General features: G+C 60.1%; 17 protein-coding genes. 11 read left to right on the top strand and 6 right to left on the bottom strand.

Features of this window, described 5'->3' with window-relative positions; translation table 11 throughout:
• The first annotated feature begins 183 nt into the window (after nt 1-183).
• From AC5SEO_RS20485 to AC5SEO_RS20470, 4 genes are all read left to right on the top strand, one after another.
• Nucleotides 184-942 (top strand): hypothetical protein, encoded by a 759-nt coding sequence (locus tag AC5SEO_RS20485; protein WP_162714049.1) that lies wholly within the window; start codon nt 184-186, stop codon nt 940-942.
• 88 nt (nt 943-1,030) lie between these two features.
• A complete protein-coding gene (locus AC5SEO_RS20480; protein WP_003515534.1) occupies nt 1,031-1,294 on the top strand; it encodes an acyl carrier protein in 264 nt (87 codons plus the stop codon).
• Complete coding sequence (locus AC5SEO_RS20475; RefSeq protein ID WP_174068388.1) at nt 1,291-2,823, top strand: AMP-binding protein; 1,533 nt, start codon at nt 1,291-1,293, stop codon at nt 2,821-2,823. The genes AC5SEO_RS20480 and AC5SEO_RS20475 overlap by 4 nt, the downstream gene beginning before the upstream one ends.
• Nucleotides 2,807-4,084: a type III PLP-dependent enzyme gene (locus AC5SEO_RS20470; RefSeq protein WP_174068389.1), complete on the top strand. Its 1,278-nt coding sequence runs from the start codon at nt 2,807-2,809 to the stop codon at nt 4,082-4,084. The genes AC5SEO_RS20475 and AC5SEO_RS20470 overlap by 17 nt, the downstream gene beginning before the upstream one ends.
• 112 nt (nt 4,085-4,196) lie before the next feature.
• On the opposite strand, the gene AC5SEO_RS20465 is transcribed toward AC5SEO_RS20470, so the two are convergent.
• The 6 genes from AC5SEO_RS20465 to coaD form a co-directional block, all read right to left on the bottom strand.
• The gene (locus tag AC5SEO_RS20465; RefSeq protein ID WP_174068390.1) at nt 4,197-5,354 is read right to left on the bottom strand and encodes an aminodeoxychorismate synthase component I; all 1,158 of its coding nucleotides are present in this window, start codon (nt 5,352-5,354) and stop codon (nt 4,197-4,199) included.
• A 36-nt stretch (nt 5,355-5,390) separates the two neighbouring features.
• A complete protein-coding gene (gene tgt, locus AC5SEO_RS20460) occupies nt 5,391-6,521 on the bottom strand; it encodes a tRNA guanosine(34) transglycosylase Tgt (RefSeq protein ID WP_141193760.1) in 1,131 nt (376 codons plus the stop codon).
• Nucleotides 6,521-7,603, bottom strand: coding sequence for a tRNA preQ1(34) S-adenosylmethionine ribosyltransferase-isomerase QueA (queA, locus tag AC5SEO_RS20455; protein WP_003515544.1), 1,083 nt, complete (start codon nt 7,601-7,603; stop codon nt 6,521-6,523). The genes tgt and queA overlap by 1 nt, the downstream gene beginning before the upstream one ends.
• Before the next feature lie 194 nt (nt 7,604-7,797).
• Nucleotides 7,798-8,307, bottom strand: a complete 510-nt coding sequence (locus AC5SEO_RS20450) for a peptidylprolyl isomerase (protein WP_003515547.1) — start codon at nt 8,305-8,307, stop codon at nt 7,798-7,800.
• Nucleotides 8,308-8,343: 36 nt separating this feature from the next.
• Complete coding sequence (locus tag AC5SEO_RS20445) at nt 8,344-8,913, bottom strand: peptidylprolyl isomerase (RefSeq protein ID WP_003515549.1); 570 nt, start codon at nt 8,911-8,913, stop codon at nt 8,344-8,346.
• A 29-nt stretch (nt 8,914-8,942) separates the two neighbouring features.
• A complete protein-coding gene (gene coaD, locus AC5SEO_RS20440; protein ID WP_003515552.1) occupies nt 8,943-9,437 on the bottom strand; it encodes a pantetheine-phosphate adenylyltransferase in 495 nt (164 codons plus the stop codon).
• A 418-nt stretch (nt 9,438-9,855) separates the two neighbouring features.
• On the opposite strand from coaD, the gene AC5SEO_RS20435 reads away from it, so the two are divergent.
• The 7 genes from AC5SEO_RS20435 (at nt 9,856) to AC5SEO_RS20405 (ending at nt 15,977) form a co-directional block, all read left to right on the top strand.
• Nucleotides 9,856-10,035, top strand: a complete 180-nt coding sequence (locus AC5SEO_RS20435; protein WP_003515553.1) for a hypothetical protein — start codon at nt 9,856-9,858, stop codon at nt 10,033-10,035.
• Nucleotides 10,036-10,076: 41 nt separating this feature from the next.
• Entirely contained in the window at nt 10,077-10,211 is a 135-nt protein-coding gene (locus tag AC5SEO_RS20430) for a hypothetical protein (protein ID WP_003515556.1), read from the top strand.
• A gap of 270 nt (nt 10,212-10,481) precedes the next feature.
• Nucleotides 10,482-12,374: a peptidylprolyl isomerase gene (locus tag AC5SEO_RS20425; protein WP_495364011.1), complete on the top strand. Its 1,893-nt coding sequence runs from the start codon at nt 10,482-10,484 to the stop codon at nt 12,372-12,374.
• A 16-nt stretch (nt 12,375-12,390) separates the two neighbouring features.
• Complete coding sequence (trpD, locus tag AC5SEO_RS20420) at nt 12,391-13,425, top strand: anthranilate phosphoribosyltransferase (protein WP_013636264.1); 1,035 nt, start codon at nt 12,391-12,393, stop codon at nt 13,423-13,425.
• Nucleotides 13,426-13,444: 19 nt separating this feature from the next.
• Nucleotides 13,445-14,260 (top strand): indole-3-glycerol phosphate synthase TrpC, encoded by an 816-nt coding sequence (trpC, locus tag AC5SEO_RS20415; protein WP_111796362.1) that lies wholly within the window; start codon nt 13,445-13,447, stop codon nt 14,258-14,260.
• Nucleotides 14,261-14,267: 7 nt separating this feature from the next.
• Nucleotides 14,268-14,759 carry a cyclic pyranopterin monophosphate synthase MoaC gene (gene moaC, locus AC5SEO_RS20410; protein ID WP_111804522.1) on the top strand — a complete coding sequence of 164 codons (492 nt, stop codon included), beginning with the start codon at nt 14,268-14,270 and terminating at the stop codon, nt 14,757-14,759.
• Nucleotides 14,760-15,977: a molybdopterin molybdotransferase MoeA gene (locus AC5SEO_RS20405; protein ID WP_038491207.1), complete on the top strand. Its 1,218-nt coding sequence runs from the start codon at nt 14,760-14,762 to the stop codon at nt 15,975-15,977.
• The last annotated feature ends 71 nt before the right edge of the window (nt 15,978-16,048 follow it).

The raw sequence follows: 16,048 nt of genomic DNA, 5'->3' as shown, positions 1-16,048 counted from the left end.
ATCTATCGTCGTATGCCGATATTGCGCGGTGGAGTTGAAAAATCCCTCCCTGCCCGAAACGACGCCAGATAGCGGGAGCGACCTCTGAAAACCGTACCGATCGACAACGGAAACCGCGTCGCTGCCGTTGCACTTCTGGCGAAAGGTTTTCCGGAAAAGAGCGAGGCTTTCTGGGCGCTCGGCGTGTCCCTTATAAGCGACCATCATCAGCGGCAGGATCTCGGCCCCATCGGGCAATTGCTGATGAAGGGCGACGATGCCGTTGGCGTTCTTCTGACGATCCGAAGCCGCCTGGCCGAGACCGGCAGGACAGTCGTCAACCTGTCCAGCTGGTATGTCGAACCTTCCAGCCGCTGGTTTGCACCGCGTATGCTGCAAATGGCGACATCCTCCGAAGAAGACATCTTCACCGATCTCACCCCGTCTCCAGAAGCCTGCAAGCTGAACGAGAGACTGGGGTTCACAACGGTGACGAATTGCACGCTTTTTTATCCCCTGCCTTTAAAGGCATTCGGCCCGGCCAGGGCGCGGCTGCGCCCGCTTGCCGAAGTGCCGCAGGGCACGCTGTCTGCCGCCACGCGCGACATGCTGGAAGATCATGCGCGTTTCGGCTGCATCGTGGCAGTCATGGAGGCGGATGGCAGCCATTATCCGCTGGTGTTTTTAAAAACCATAACCAAAAGGCTGCCCTCCGCCCGCCTCATCTATTGCGAGGACAGACAAGTCGCCCAGAGGCACATTTCGGCAATTGCCCGCCATCTTCTTGGCAAAGGCCGGCTTGCATTGACCATGGCGGCTTCCGATGAGAAGCGAGACGCCGGCGGATTTGCCATACTCAAATCCTCGCCAATACAAGTAAAGGGAGCATGGAACCCACGGTTTATTAACGAAACATATTCAGAATTGGTGTTATTGCCACCCTGGGTATTGGGACGCTCTTAAAAGACGCGCGCTTAAACCTTGCCTGAAAAGAAGAAAATGCGCTTCGGCCGAGACTAGTCCCGACTGCGCGAACGAGCGGAGAATAAGCATGCTTTCAGCGAAACCCAGGGAAGTCGATGTCTCCGAGACCATCTATTCCTACCTCTCGCAGCGTTTCCCGGCTCATGCCCCGTTTTCCGCAGATACGCAATTGCTCGAAGGCGGCGTGATCGATTCGCTCGGTTTTCTCGAACTGATGATCTTTCTCGGCGAGGGTTTCGGCATCGTTCTCAATGATGAACATTTCACCCCGGAAAATCTCAGCACGCCGGCCGATCTGATTGCCTTCGTCACGCAGGAACGGCGCAGATGACAACCCACATCCTGCTGCACCACCTGCTCACCGCGCGGGCGGAAAGCGGCGATGAGGCGCTTGTCTACAAAGAAAAATCACTGAGCTATCGCGAATTTTCCGAAGCGGCCGCACGTTGTGCGGCGGCATTGCAGGAGGCCGGAACGGAGCGCGGCGACCGTGTCGTCATCTTCCTGCCGCGCGGCATCGAGGAATGCTGGTCGATCTTCGGCGTGAGCATGGCTTCCTGCGTCTTCGTGCCGGTCAATGCGCTTTTGAAGGCGCAGCAAATCCGCCATATCGTCGCGGATTGCGGCGCAAAAATCGTCATCAGCAGTGCTACGATGATGGATGAGCTGAACGCGGCTGTGGAAGACCTGCCCGAAGTCACTGTACTGCTGGCGGAACAAATCGACCGCCGCCCGCCCGTGCCTGCCAAAGTCTCCCCGTCAATTGGCGAGGACCTTGCAGCAATCCTCTACACATCCGGCTCCACCGGCTCGCCGAAGGGCGTGATGCTGTCGCACCGTAATCTTCTGGCCGGAGCGCGCATCGTGCGCACCTATCTGGAGATCACCGGAAAAGACCGCATTCTCTCCATTTTGCCCTTCAGTTTCGATTACGGCCTGAACCAGTTGCTGACGGCGGTTGAACAGGGTGCGACCACTGTTATCTCCACCTTCAGGCTCGGCGACGACATTGTCAGGGACTTGCGCGACCATGCCATTACCGGGCTTGCCGGCGTACCAACCGTTTGGGCTATCCTGACGAGGGCCGCGCCGTTGCTGGCGAAAACGCCGTTGCCGCAGTTGCGTTACATCACCAACTCCGGCGGACGCGTGCCGCAGGAAACCGTGAGGGCGCTGCGCAAAAAGCTGCCGGACACCAAAATCTATCTGATGTATGGCCTAACCGAAGCCTTCCGATCCACCTTCCTGCCGCCTGATGAAATCGACCGCCGCCCGACTTCCATCGGCAAGGCAATCCCGGAATGTGAAATCTTCATCGTCACCGCCGAGGGACAGAGGGCAAAACCGGGTGAGCCCGGCATTCTCGTCCATCGTGGCCCGACCGTGTCGCTGGGTTACTGGAACCGGCCGGAAGATACCGCCAAGGTGCTGCGCCCTCACCCTTTCATTCCGGCTGCACGCGGCGGCGAGACCGTGTGTTATTCCGGCGATCTGGCGGTTGAAGACGAGGACGGCTTTTTCAGTTTCGTTGCCCGCAACGATGCGATGATCAAATCCTCAGGCTATCGCATCAGCCCGACCGAGGTGGAGGAAAGCCTGATGTCGACTGGCCTTTTCCAGCAGGTCGCCGTCATCGGCCTGCCGGACCCCTTTGCAGGCGAGAAAGTGCATGCCGTGGCAACCGCCGCCAACGAAAATATCGATGTTTCGGCAGCTCTCAAAAAAGCCGCCGAAATGCTTGCCCCCTTCATGATTCCGCGCGCCATCGAACTGGTCGACCGGCTTCCGGTCACGGCCAATGGCAAGGTGGATTACCGCGCGCTGGTGCGCGAACGGACGGATAATGGCGCCCACGGATAAACCCCAAAGCCACGGCCCTGCCCTTGCCGCCGCGCAATTCGCAGTCGACGAAAACGATCTTGTCATCGGTGGCCGTGCCGTGCGCGATATCGTCGCTGAGACCGGAACGCCGTGCTTCCTCTATGACGCGAGCGCCATGCGCCGCGCCTATCGCGATCTCGCAACCGCGCTCAGTGGTTTTGCCGATATCTTTTATTCGGTGAAAGCCAATCCCGTGCCCGCCATCATCTCGCTTTTCCGAGAAGAAGGCGCTGGCGCGGAAATCGCCTCCGTCGGTGAATATCGCGCCGCCATCAAGGCGGGCATACCGCCGGAAAAGATCATCTTCGCCGGCCCCGGCAAGCGTCAGGCCGAATTGCTTGAGGTGATCGAGGGCGGTATCGGCGAAATCCATATCGAGAGCGCCGAGGAAATTGCCCGTATCGAAGCCATCGGCAAACCGGTCAAGGCTTCGATCCGCATCAATCCGGTGCCGGATGCGCAGGCAGGCGCCATGCGCATGGGTGGCAAGGCCACCGCCTTCGGTTTCGACGAGGAAGAACTCGAAAACGTCCTGCCGCTGTTCAGGGACATCAGGCATATCAATCTCGTCGGTGTCCATATTTACGGCGGCACGCAAATCCTCGATGCCGACATGCTTGTCTCCCAATGGAGACACTCCATTTTGCTTGCCGCACGCATGGCCGAAATGCTCGGCAGGCCACTTGAAACCATCGATCTCGGCGGCGGCCTCGGCATCCCCTATTTCGCCGGGGAAACGCCGCTCGATCTTGCAGCGGTCAGTGCCGCCATTCCCGATCTCAAGGCCTTGATGCATGCGCATCCGCTGATTGCGAATGCTCACATCATCGTCGAACCCGGCCGCTTCCTCGCCGGTCCCGGCGGCATCTATGTGGCGGAAGTCAATTCGGTAAAGACCTCGCGCGGCACCACCTTCGTGGTAACGGATGGTGGCATGCATCACCATCTGGCAGCCTCCGGCAATCTCGGCCAGATCGTCAAGCGCAACTACCCCATCGTCGCACCGGCCATGATGCAGGCAGACTATGAGGAAACGGCAACCATCGTCGGCCCGCTCTGCACGCCACTCGACACGCTGGCACGCAATGCGGCCCTGCCGAAGCTGAAGGCTGGTGATCTCCTGGCAATCCTGCAATCGGGCGCCTATGGCGCCACCGCCAGCCCTTCAGGCTTCCTAAGCCATCCGGCGGCGAAGGAAGTGCTGGTGGAGAATGGTGCGTTTGAGGTGATAGGGCGCTGAGGATGTGTGGTCGCGAAACCCGTACCCGGTTTTCCTAAGGGCACACTTTTGGCTGCTTACCTCGGAGCCTCCTCAACCTCCCTCATTCCTGTGCTTGTCACAGGAAAGGAGATCACCCCCGTAACAGCCTGTCCCCAACCGCAAACTTGGATTTCAGCAGACACTCATCATATTCCGCCTCGGCATCGGAATCGAACACAATACCGCCGCCAACATTGAAGATCGCGCGGCCGCCATCGAACAGGGTCAGCGTGCGGATCGCCACCGAAAAACGCATTTCTCCATTCGGAGACATGAAGCCGATCGCGCCGCAATAGGCGTCGCGCGGCGTCTGTTCCAGTTCGCGCAGGATCTTCATCGCCCACATTTTCGGCGCGCCGGTCACCGAACCGCAGGGAAAAAGCGCCGCAAAAATATCTTCCACCGTCACATCAGGCAAAAGCTTCGCGCGCACATGGCTGACCATCTGGTGCACGGTGGGATAGGTCTCGATATCGAACAGTCGCGGCACATGGAGGCTGCCGACTTCGGTGATGCGGGAAATATCGTTGCGCAGGAGATCGACGATCATGCGGTTTTCGGCAAGCGTCTTTTCATCCTCAAGCATCGCCGCGATGATCGCCCGGTCCTCTTGCGCATTCGCACCGCGCGGCGTCGTTCCCTTCATCGGATGGGTTTCAATGAAACCTTGCCCGTCCACCGAGAAAAACAGTTCCGGTGAGCGCGACAGGATCACCGGTCCACCGAGATCGACCAGCGCGCCATATTTAACCGGCTGGCGCTCAACCAATGACCAGAAAGCCGTGAGCGGATCGCCGCTCCAGCGAGCGTGAACGGGCATCGTCAGATTGCCCTGATAACAGTCGCCGCGACGCAGATGCCCGTGCAGCCGCTCGAAGCGCTGGCAATAGTCTTCAAGGCTCCATGCGGGCGCGGGATCGGACAGAAACGCATCGGCATCCGGCAGACTTCCGGGCCGTGCAAATCGCCCCTCATCCGGCTGTGGGCCGGAAAAGACGCCGAAGCGAAGGAACGGCACGTTGCGAGGCTCGGCAGCAAAGTCCGCAAGTTTCGGCTCGAACAGGAAACCCGCCTCGTAGGACATATAGCCGGCAAGGTATTTCCCGGCGCGGCGCAGCTGCTCCATGCGTTTCAGCGCCGCGAAAAACGCCTCTGGCTCATCCGCGACGATGATCTCCTCCGGCTCGGTGAAGGCTGTCACCGTGCCGGTCGTGTCATCCCGGAAAAGAACGTAAGGCGCATGTGCCAAGGAAAGCGTCCGAACAGGAGAAAGGGTCGGGAAAAATCAGATCGGGTCTATGTCGCCCCGCGCCCACATCTCTATGGTTTCCGCATAAAAATCAGCGAAACGGCCTTCCTCGATCGACTTGCGGATACCCTGCATCAGCTCCTGATAATAGGCAAGATTGTGCCAGGAGAGCAGCATGCCGCCCAGCGCCTCGTTGGAGCGCGTAAGATGATGCAGATAGGCGCGGGAGTAATCACGCGAGGCCGGGCAGTTTGACTGCTCATCGAGCGGCCGCATATCCTCCGCATGGCGGGCATTGCGGATATTAACCCTGCCGCGACGGGTGAAGGCAAGCCCGTGACGACCGGAACGGGTCGGCATCACGCAGTCGAACATGTCGATGCCGCGCGCCACCGATTTCAGAATATCGTCAGGCGTACCGACGCCCATCAGGTAACGCGGCTTTTCGGTGGGCAGCACCGGCAGCGTGATGTCGAGCATGCCCAGCATCACATCCTGCGGCTCGCCGACCGCAAGACCGCCGACAGCGTAACCCTTGAGATCAAGCTGCCTCAGCCCTTCGGCGGAGCGAATGCGCAGATCCGGCTGGTCGCCGCCCTGCACAATGCCGAACATGGCCTTGCCGGGCTGTTCACCGAAGGCGACGCGGCAACGCTCCGCCCAGCGCAGCGACATTTCCATGGCGCGCTCGATTTCCTTGCGCTCGGCCGGCAGCGCGATGCATTCATCGAGTTGCATCTGGATGTCCGAATCAAGCATGCCCTGAATTTCGATCGAGCGTTCCGGCGACATATGGTGCAGCGAACCGTCCACATGGCTCTTGAAGGTCACACCCTTCTCGTCCAGCTTGCGTAGGCCGGAAAGCGACATGACCTGGAAGCCACCGCTGTCGGTGAGGATCGGATGCGGCCAGCGGATAAGCTCATGCAACCCGCCAAGCCTTGCCACGCGCTCCGGGCCGGGCCGCAGCATCAGGTGATAGGTATTGCCGAGAATGATATCGGCCCCGAGCTCGCGCACCTGGTCGAGATACATGGCCTTGACAGTACCGACAGTGCCAACAGGCATGAAGGCAGGTGTGCGGATGACGCCGCGCGGCATGGCGACTTCGCCAAGGCGGGCGCCGCCGCTCGTGGCTTTCAGGGTAAAGGTGAATTTGTCGTGCATCAGTTCTTCCGGAACAACAGGCTTGAATCGCCATAGGAATAAAAACGGTATCCGGTTTCGATGGCATGCGCATAAGCGGCACGCATCGTCTCGAGACCGCAAAAAGCCGAAACGAGCATGAACAGCGTCGATTTCGGCAGGTGGAAATTGGTCATCAGAATATCGACCGCGCGGAAACGGTATCCGGGCGTGATGAAGATGCCCGTCGCGCCCGACCATGGCTGAATGACGCCATTCTCATCAGTGGCGCTTTCGATAAGCCGCAGCGAGGTGGTGCCGACAGAAACGATCCGCCCGCCGCGCGCCTTGACGGCATTGAGCTTTGCCGCAGTCTCTTGCGAAACATGGCCGATCTCGAAATGCATCTTGTGATCGTCGGTATCGTCGGCCTTAACTGGAAGGAAGGTGCCTGCCCCAACGTGAAGTGTCACGAAATGTCGCTCGATGCCGGCTTCGTCCAGCGCCGCAAACAGATCGGGCGTGAAATGCAGGCCGGCAGTTGGTGCGGCAACGGCGCCCTTCTCGCGGGCATAAATTGTCTGGTAATCGGTCTGGTCCTGCGCATCTTCCGGGCGCTTCGCGGCGATATAGGGCGGCAAAGGAATATGGCCGACGGAGGCGATCGCCTCGTCCAGAACAGGTCCGGAAACGTCGAACAGCAGCGTGATCTCGCCCTCCTCGCCCTTTTCCTCGACGGTGGCCTCCAGATGGGCAAGGCCGCAGGCATTGTCGCGCTCATAACCGAAACGGATGCGGTCCCCCTGCTTGATGCGCTTGCCCGGCCGCGCGAAAGCCTTCCAGCGCGACTGGTCGGCGCGCATGTGCAGCGTGGCTGAAACTGCCGTTTCAGGCGCACCTTCGCGCAGCCGCACGCCTTCAAGCTGGGCTGGAATGACGCGGGTGTCGTTAAATACCAGCGCGTCGCCGGGCTTCAGGAAGGAAGTCAGGTCGGATACGATGCGGTCTTCCATGTGGTTCGCATTCGGATCGACCACGAGAAGACGCGCACTATCGCGCGGGTTCGCCGGGCGAAGGGCGATATTGTCCTCGGGGAGATCGAAATCGAACAGGTCTACGCGCATTGCAAGGGCTCTCGAAATATCAAAACCCGCCCTGCATGGCATGGGGCGGGTGGTGGGTGATGACAAGGCTTCCGACTACACTCGAAGTCATCCTCGGCTTGTCGCGAGGATGACGTCTGAGAGGTTGGCGCCATCATCAATGTGAAACGCCCCGCAGTTTCCTGCGGAGCGGGTAAACACTTTATACGCTATTATCAGGCCGCCGAAGCAAGCTTCATCGAAACGATCGAATCGGGGTCCTTCACAGGCTCGCCGCGCTTGACCTTGTCGATGGCTTCCATGCCTTCGATGACCTGGCCCCACACGGTGTACTGCTTGTTCAGCCACGGCGAATCGGTGAAGCAGATGAAGAACTGCGAGTTGGCGGAGTTCGGGCTCTGCGAACGGGCCATAGAGCAGGTGCCGCGTACGTGGGAAATAGCCGAGAATTCAGCCTTGAGGTCAGGCTTCTCGGAGCCGCCCATGCCGGCGCGGGCCGGGTTAAAGCTTTCCGAACCCTTCTTGCCGAACTTCACATCGCCCGTCTGGGCCATGAAGTCCTCGATGACGCGGTGGAACACGACGCCGTCGTAAGCGCCTTCCGATACCAGTTCCTTGATACGGGCAACGTGGCCCGGAGCAACTTCCGGAAGCAGCTGGATCACGACCTTGCCGGTCGTCGTTTCCATGATGATGGTGTTTTCCGGATCCTTGATCTCGGCCATGATTATTCTCCTCTGTTCGGGCTCTATTGCCCTACCTTACTTCTTGCCGACGGTGACCTTGATCATCCGGTCGGGGTTGGAAACTTCGCCGTTGCCGCCGGCGCCACGCTTGATCTTGTCCACGGCTTCCATGCCGGACACGACCTTGCCGACCACGGTGTACTGGCCGTTCAGGAACGGACCGTCGGCAAACATGATGAAGAACTGCGAATTGGCGGAATTCGGATCGCTGGAACGGGCCATGCCGACAACGCCGCGCGTGAATGGTGTCTTGGAGAACTCAGCCGGAATGTCGGCCAGGTCAGAGCCGCCGGTGCCGGCACGCTGGGCGTTGAAGCCCTTCTCCATGTTGCCGTACTGCACATCGCCGGTCTGCGCCATGAAACCGTCAATGACGCGGTGGAAGGCCACGTTGTCATAGGCGCCCTTTTTCGCCAGCGCTTCAATCTGCGCCACGTGCTTGGGCGCGACTTCAGGCATCAGTTCGATGACGACGGGGCCGTCCTTCAGCTGGACGGTCAGGAATTCGGCAGCCGAAGCGAAGGTGCTGGCGGCAAGCGCGCCCGCAAACAGGGCGCCGGCAAAGGCAAATCGAACGAGTTTCATTGGATTGGCTCCGGAATGTGAGGCTGAAGTCAGCGCTTCAGCTTGGCGTTGAGGGCTTCAAGCACGGCTTTGGGAACGAAGGCATCCACATTGCCGCCCATGGCGGCGATCTGCCGGACCAATGTGGCTGTAATGGGTCGCGACGACGTACCCGCCGGCAGGAACACGGTCTGTATATCAGGTGCCATCTGGCGGTTCATGCCGGCCATCTGCATTTCATAATCGAGATCGGTGCCGTCACGCAGGCCGCGCAGAAGAAGGCGCGCGCCATGCTGGCGGGCTGCATCGACGACCAGATTGTCGAAGGAAACGACCTCGACGCGCGCCGCTTCACCAGGCAGGCTTTCAGAAAGCGCCCGGCTTATCAGCGTCGCCCGCTCCTCGAAGCTGAACAGCGGTGCTTTTCCGGGATGGATGCCGACGGCGACGATGACTTTGGACGCCACGTTCAGCGCCTGGATAAGCACATCCAGATGTCCGTTGGTCATCGGATCGAAGGATCCTGGATAAAAGGCAATCGTCATATCGCTCTCAAGTGGTGGGCGTTATGTGCCGCCTTTTGTCATGGAGATGGGCGCGGCGCAAGACTTTTACAACCCGGACGCCCTCCCGGTGCGGTCTGAACAACGGATGAATGCGCCGTTCAGTGCGGTTTCAGGGCTCATTTATATAAATACACGGCATCGGGAAACCGAAATGCCCCTCACCTCGTTAAGCCCCCGGAGAAATGAAAATGCTGGCCTTTATGATCGTCTTTTCGGTCATCGCATCATTCGCAGCCGAGTATCTTTTCCTCGAATGAGGCCAGTCGCCGGTTTCCTGAACGCCAGATGAACAAGCCATTCAAGGAAGTTTCACAGGCGCGATGCTAATCGATTTTTAAGGTTGACGCGGAACATGATTGGACGTGGCGCGTTAATATCAAACCAAAGGAACAGACAGATGTTTGTAAGAGAAAAACAGTCTACTTCGGCGAAAATCAGCGTCATCAGCACCGCCTGGACAGTACTGGTCATCGCAATGGTAGCAACAACGTTTAGCCTTTATGATCAGAAGCCTGCTGCCCAGGGACCGGACTATCCACAGATGACCGCCCGCTACCAGTCCATGACCTATTACTGATGAGGAACTAGGATTTCCTCGCTACCAACGGAGATGATATCATGTTCACATTCCTGACTCTGCTTCTTGCCCTGATCAGCATCATGTTCGTGACGTCGATGATCTCCGCAGTCGCCGAGATGCGACGTGAAGACGAGGAATTCAAGGCCTCGGTAAGACGCAACCGCGCGTTCTGACCGCAACCATCAGACTTAGCCGTCTTTCAGAATATGATTCTCCGCAACCGCCTGGACGCTCCGGGCGGTTTTATTTTGCCGCCTTAAGGGCCAGTATGGCGAAGATGAAGGCGTAAAAACCTAGCCCCAATCACATAAGCGTTTTCAAAACCCCGTTTTTCCAAGGCAAATTCCCTTCAATTTCCCATTGGATTGATTTAAGGAACGCCGATACGTTGCGGGCCGGACGGCTGGCGACCGCAATGACGTTCCTGTGAGGTTTGCATAACGATGCTCGATTCCCTGAGAAATGCTTCTCGAACCATGGCAGCCAAGCTGCTGCTTCTCCTGCTTGTTGTTTCGTTTGGCGTCTGGGGCGTCTCCGCATCACTCGTCACCTCCAATTCGCATGCGGTCATGACCGTCGGCGACCAGACGGTCAGCCCACAGGAATTCCGCCTCGCCTATCAGCGTCAGGTTTCCGATCTCAGCCGTCAGTTCGGTGCGAGACTGACCACCGAGCAGGTCAAGGCCTTCGGCATCGACCGTCAGGTGTTCAGCCAGCTTGCGGCGGGTGCCTCGCTGGACGAACTGGCGTCGAAGATGAATCTCGGCCTTTCGGAAGACCGCCTCGCCAATCTCATCGCAGAAGACCCGGCATTCAAATCGGTTAATGGTCAGTTCGATCGCACCCTGTTCACCGAACGGCTGCGCAACTCCGGCCTGCGCGAAGACGACTATATCAAGGAACGCAGCAAGGTCGCGGTCAGAAGCCAGATCGTTGAAGCCGTTTCCGATGGTTTCAAGGCACCGCAGGTACTGGTGGACGCACTCAAGCAATACCGCAACGAACAGCGCTCGGTCGATTACGTCATCCTGTCCAACGCCGTCATTGCGCCGGTCAAGGCGCCGGGCGACGACGTGCTTGCACCCTGGTTTGAAACCAACAAGGCGAAATATCGCGCGCCCGAATTCCGCAAGTTCACCTATGTGAAGCTGGAACCATCGGACATTGCCGATCAGGCTTCGGTGACGGATGCGCAGATCGCCGACTATTACAACAGCCACAAGGACAGCTTCCGCACCGCCGGTCGCCGCACCGTCGAGCAGCTGACCTTCCCGGAAAAGGAAATGGCAGAAGCCGCCGCGGAGCAGATCCGCCTCGGCAACACCACCTATGATCAGGTGGTTAAGGATCAGGGCAAGACCGCCTCCGACGTGACGCTTGGCGAATTCACCAAGGACACGATCCCCGACCAGTCGATTGCCGATGCTGCTTTCGCCGTCCAGAAGGATGGCGGCGTGTCTCCGGTCGTGGCAGGCTCCTTCGGCCCGGTCATCCTGCGCATCACCGGCATCAAGCCGGAAACCACCCGCACGCTGGAAGAAGCGAAAGAGGACATCCGCAAGGACCTCGCCACCGCTGCTGCAGCCGAAGAAGTCACCAATGTGCATGACCGTTACGAAGACCTGCGTGCCGGCGGCTCCTCGCTTGCCGATGCGGCAAAGCAGCTGAACCTCAAGCCCGTCACCATCGACGCCATCGATGCCGCCGGTCTTGATGAAAAGGGCGACGCCATTCAGGACCTGCCCTCGCCGCAGCTTGCCCAGGAAGTCTTCAAGACCGAACCCGGCACCGAAGCCCTGCCGATCAATCTCGGCCGCGAAGGCTACATCTGGTTCGACGTCGATCAGATCATCCCCGCCCGCGACCGCACGCTTGCCGAAGTGCGCGACGATGTCGTGGCCGACTGGACGGCAGAGCAGCAGCGCACGGCGCTTGCCACCAAGGCCGACGAGCTGAAGGCACGCGTTGAAAAGGGCGAGACACTGGCAGCGGTGGCTGGCGAACTCGGCCTTGCCGTCGAGCAGAAATCCGGCCTGCGCCGCACCAGCGAGGACGCGATTTTCGGTCGCCAGACGATTACGGCGGTATTCTCCGGCGCTGAAGGCATGACGGGCACAGCGGCAGACGCCGATGGTTCCAGCCGCATCCTCTTCAAGGTCACGGCAGTCGACACAAACGCGCCTGCCGATGCGCTTGCCAATGACGATCAGCAGTTCGCCGCCATCGCCCGCGCGGCCGGCGATGACATGCTCGACCAGATGGTCAACCGCCTGCAGAACGACTACGGTGTGACCATCAATCAGGCCCTCGCCGATCAGGCGATGGTCGGCTTCTAACCGGGGGGCGGAAACGATGGCCGAACTGAAACCGCTGATCGCAAAGGTCGCAAACGGGGAAAGCCTGAACCGTGAGGAATCGCGGGCCGCTTTCGACATTCTGATGTCGGGCGAAGCAACCCCGTCGCAGATCGGCGGTTTCCTGATGGCACTGCGCGTGCGCGGCGAGACGGTAGACGAGATTGTCGGCGCCGTCTCCTCCATGCGCGCGCGCATGCTGCCGGTTTCGGCCCCCGAAAACGCGATCGACATCGTCGGAACCGGCGGTGACGGCATCGGCACCTACAATATCTCGACGCTCGCCTCGATCATCGTTGCCGGCACGGGCCTTCCCGTTGCCAAGCACGGCAACCGGGCGCTAAGCTCCAAATCCGGCACGGCGGATGCGCTGTCCGCACTCGGCGTGAAGCTGGATATCGGCCCTGACCTTATCGCCCGTTGCATCAGTGAGGCGGGACTCGGCTTCATGTTCGCACAGCTGCACCATTCCGCCATGCGCCATGTCGGCCCGAGCCGCGTCGAACTTGGCACGCGCACCATCTTCAACCTGCTCGGCCCGCTTTCCAACCCGGCGGGCGCGAAGCGCCAATTGCTCGGCGTCTTTTCGCCGCGCTGGCTGGTGCCGCTTGCCGAAGTGCTGCGCGATCTCGGCTCGGAAAGCATCTGGGTCGTACATGGCGACGGCATGGATGAAGTCACGACGACAGGCGTCACCCATGTGGCGGCGCTTGAAAACGGCAAGATCCGCACCTTCGACCTGACGCCGAAGGATTTCGGTGTTGAACCCGCTTCCATGGCAGACCTCAAGGGTGGCGACGGCATTGCCAATGCAGCGGCACTTCGCGAGGTTCTGTCCGGCAAGCGCAACGCCTATCGCGACGTATCGCTATGCAACGCCGCGGCAGCCCTCGTCATTGCCGGCAAGGCCGAAACGCTTGGCGAGGCGATGACGACCGTGAGCCAAGCGCTCGACAGCGGCGCGGCGGCAGCAGCGCTCGACCGCCTGGTCGCCGTCTCCAATGAAACAGTCTCCGGGCAGGCCGACCACTAAAAGGAATGAGAGCGAAACCATGAGCGACATTCTGAAAAATATCGAGATCTACAAGCGCGAGGAAATTGCCGCCGCCAAGGCCAGGGTTTCACTTGCCGATCTCAAGGCGATGGCCGCAGGCCAGACTGCGCCGCGCGGTTTTTACAAAGCGCTGCGAACAAAGCAGGCTGAGGGCAAATTCGGTCTGATTGCCGAAATCAAGAAGGCCAGCCCCTCCAAGGGGCTGATCCGCCCGGATTTCGATCCGCCGGCACTGGCCGCCGCCTATGAGGCTGGTGGCGCCGCCTGTCTTTCCGTGCTGACGGACACGCCGAGCTTTCAGGGTGCGCCGGAATTTCTGACGGCTGCCCGCAATGCCTGCACGCTGCCTGCGCTGCGCAAGGATTTCATGTTCGATACCTATCAGGTGCATGAGGCCCGCGCCTGGGGCGCGGACTGCATCCTGCTCATCATGGCGTCTCTTTCCGACGATGAGGCGAAACGCCTTGAAGACGAGGCTTTTTCACTCGGCATGGACGTGCTGGTCGAGGTGCATGATGCGGAAGAAACCGAACGGGCGCTGAAGCTCGCCTCGCCGCTTCTCGGCATCAATAACCGCAATCTGCGCACTTTCGAGGTCAGCCTCGAAACCAGCGAGAAACTGGCTGGCCTCGTGCCCGCCGATAAGCTGCTTGTCGGCGAAAGTGGCATCTTCACCTATGAGGATTGCCAGCGCCTCGAAAAGAGCGGCATCAGCACCTTCCTCGTCGGCGAAAGCCTGATGCGCAAGGACGATGTGACGGCAGCTACCAAAACCCTGCTAACCGGCCAATCCGGCGTTCTGGCGGCGGAATGATGCGCCGATGAGCGAGGCGACAAAGCTCACCCATATCGATGCGAGCGGCGAGGCACATATGGTCGATGTCGGCGACAAAGCCGAGACCGTCCGTATCGCCGTTGCCGAAGGCTTTGTGAAGATGAAGCCGGAAACGCTGGCGCTCATCCGCGATGGCAATGCCAAGAAGGGTGACGTCATCGGCACAGCCCGGCTCGCGGGCATCATGGCAGCCAAGCAGACGGCAAACCTCATTCCGCTCTGCCACCCGCTGATGCTGACCAAGGTTGCGGTGGACATTACCGAAGACGCTGCCCTGCCCGGCCTGCGGGTGGAGGCCATGGTGAAGCTCTCCGGCAAGACGGGCGTGGAGATGGAGGCGCTGACCGCCGTGTCCATCGCCTGCCTGACCATTTACGACATGGCCAAAGCCGCCGACAAGGCGATGGAGATCGTCAATATCCGCCTTCTCGAAAAGAGCGGCGGCAAGTCGGGCGATTTCCGGCGACAGGAGACATGAATGAAGCCACTGCTGCCCGTGGATGAGGCCGTAACGCGCCTTCTGGAGGCGGCGGTTCCTGTGGTTGACAGCGAAACCCTTCCGCTCGCCGAATGCGATGGCCGCGTCCTTGCGGCTGACCTTGCGGCGCGTCTGACCCAGCCGCCTTTCGATGCCTCGGCCATGGACGGCTATGCGCTGCGCAGTGCCGATGCGCCACAAATCGGGTCAGTCCTCACCGTCATAGGCCAGGCTGCCGCAGGCCACGCTTTCGCGGGCACGGTGGGTAAAGGCGAGGCCGTGCGTATCTTTACCGGCGCACCGGTGCCAGCGGGTGCGGATGCCATTCTCATTCAGGAAGATGCCGAGCTTTTCGGCGAGGGCAAAATCCGCACCGCTTTCGACATCACCGCCGGGCGACACATTCGCCCGCGCGGACAGGATTTTGCCGAGGGCGACACGGTTTTGAAGTCCGGGCGCGAACTCGGCTTCACCGATCTCACCGTTGCGGCGGCGATGAATCACGCAACGCTTGCCGTCTATCGCAAGCCACTGGTCGCCATCCTTGCCACCGGCGACGAATTGCTACCGCCCGGAAGCACGCCCCTTCCCGCCCAGATCATCGCCTCGAACACCTTCGGTGTCGCCGCACTTGCGCGGGCAGCCGGTGCGGAGGTTCTCGATCTCGGGATTATACCCGACAACGACACGCTGATCCGCGCCACCATCGGCAAGGCTGTCGCGGCAAAGGCCGATGTGCTCGTGACGCTCGGCGGCGCCTCTGTCGGCGACCATGATCTCGTTCAGGCGGCGCTTAAGGCCGAAGGCATGCAGCTCGATTTCTGGCGCATTGCCATGCGTCCTGGAAAACCGCTGATGGTGGGCACCATCGATGCCATGCAGGTTCTGGGCCTGCCAGGAAATCCAGTCGCGAGCCTCGTCTGCGGCCTGCTGTTCCTCGAGCCACTGCTCCACAGAATCGCCCGCCGCATTCCGCCGCAACGCGTCACCACAGCCCGAACCGCCACACCGCTGAAGGCGAACGATCACCGGCAGGATTATCTTCGCTCCCGTTTCAGCGCCGATGACAACGGCGCTCTGGTGGCGCAAGCCTATGCCAAACAGGATTCATCCATGATGAACATACTGGCACATTCAGACGGCCTGATCGTGCGCCCGCCAAATGCGCCGGCAGTTGACGCAGGTGCGGAATGCTCGGTGATACGGCTTAGAGCCTGACGGGACATATTCCGGCGGCGCACAAAACAACGCATTGTTTCAAAATCTTGCGCAATTTCCACCGCAAGTAG

It is taken from the genome of Agrobacterium sp. K11 (genome assembly GCF_059429395.1).
The sequence above is the reverse complement of the archived record's forward strand: the minus strand, read 5'-3'. Positions and strand labels throughout refer to the sequence as shown.

Bases quoted from the DNA above. Each gene is read 5' to 3' on its own strand.
- AC5SEO_RS20480 (WP_003515534.1), top strand. From the start codon at position 1,031: ATGCTTTCAGCGAAACCCAGGGAAGTCGATGTCTCCGAGACCATCTAT.
- AC5SEO_RS20475 (WP_174068388.1), top strand. From the start codon at position 1,291: ATGACAACCCACATCCTGCTGCACCACCTGCTCACCGCGCGGGCGGAA.
- AC5SEO_RS20470 (WP_174068389.1), top strand. From the start codon at position 2,807: ATGGCGCCCACGGATAAACCCCAAAGCCACGGCCCTGCCCTTGCCGCC.
- tgt (WP_141193760.1), bottom strand. From the start codon at position 6,521: ATGCACGACAAATTCACCTTTACCCTGAAAGCCACGAGCGGCGGCGCC.
- queA (WP_003515544.1), bottom strand. From the start codon at position 7,603: ATGCGCGTAGACCTGTTCGATTTCGATCTCCCCGAGGACAATATCGCC.
- AC5SEO_RS20450 (WP_003515547.1), bottom strand. From the start codon at position 8,307: ATGGCCGAGATCAAGGATCCGGAAAACACCATCATCATGGAAACGACG.
- AC5SEO_RS20445 (WP_003515549.1), bottom strand. From the start codon at position 8,913: ATGAAACTCGTTCGATTTGCCTTTGCCGGCGCCCTGTTTGCGGGCGCG.
- coaD (WP_003515552.1), bottom strand. From the start codon at position 9,437: ATGACGATTGCCTTTTATCCAGGATCCTTCGATCCGATGACCAACGGA.
- AC5SEO_RS20435 (WP_003515553.1), top strand. From the start codon at position 9,856: ATGTTTGTAAGAGAAAAACAGTCTACTTCGGCGAAAATCAGCGTCATC.
- AC5SEO_RS20430 (WP_003515556.1), top strand. From the start codon at position 10,077: ATGTTCACATTCCTGACTCTGCTTCTTGCCCTGATCAGCATCATGTTC.
- AC5SEO_RS20425 (WP_495364011.1), top strand. From the start codon at position 10,482: ATGCTCGATTCCCTGAGAAATGCTTCTCGAACCATGGCAGCCAAGCTG.
- trpD (WP_013636264.1), top strand. From the start codon at position 12,391: ATGGCCGAACTGAAACCGCTGATCGCAAAGGTCGCAAACGGGGAAAGC.
- trpC (WP_111796362.1), top strand. From the start codon at position 13,445: ATGAGCGACATTCTGAAAAATATCGAGATCTACAAGCGCGAGGAAATT.
- moaC (WP_111804522.1), top strand. From the start codon at position 14,268: ATGAGCGAGGCGACAAAGCTCACCCATATCGATGCGAGCGGCGAGGCA.
- AC5SEO_RS20405 (WP_038491207.1), top strand. From the start codon at position 14,760: ATGAAGCCACTGCTGCCCGTGGATGAGGCCGTAACGCGCCTTCTGGAG.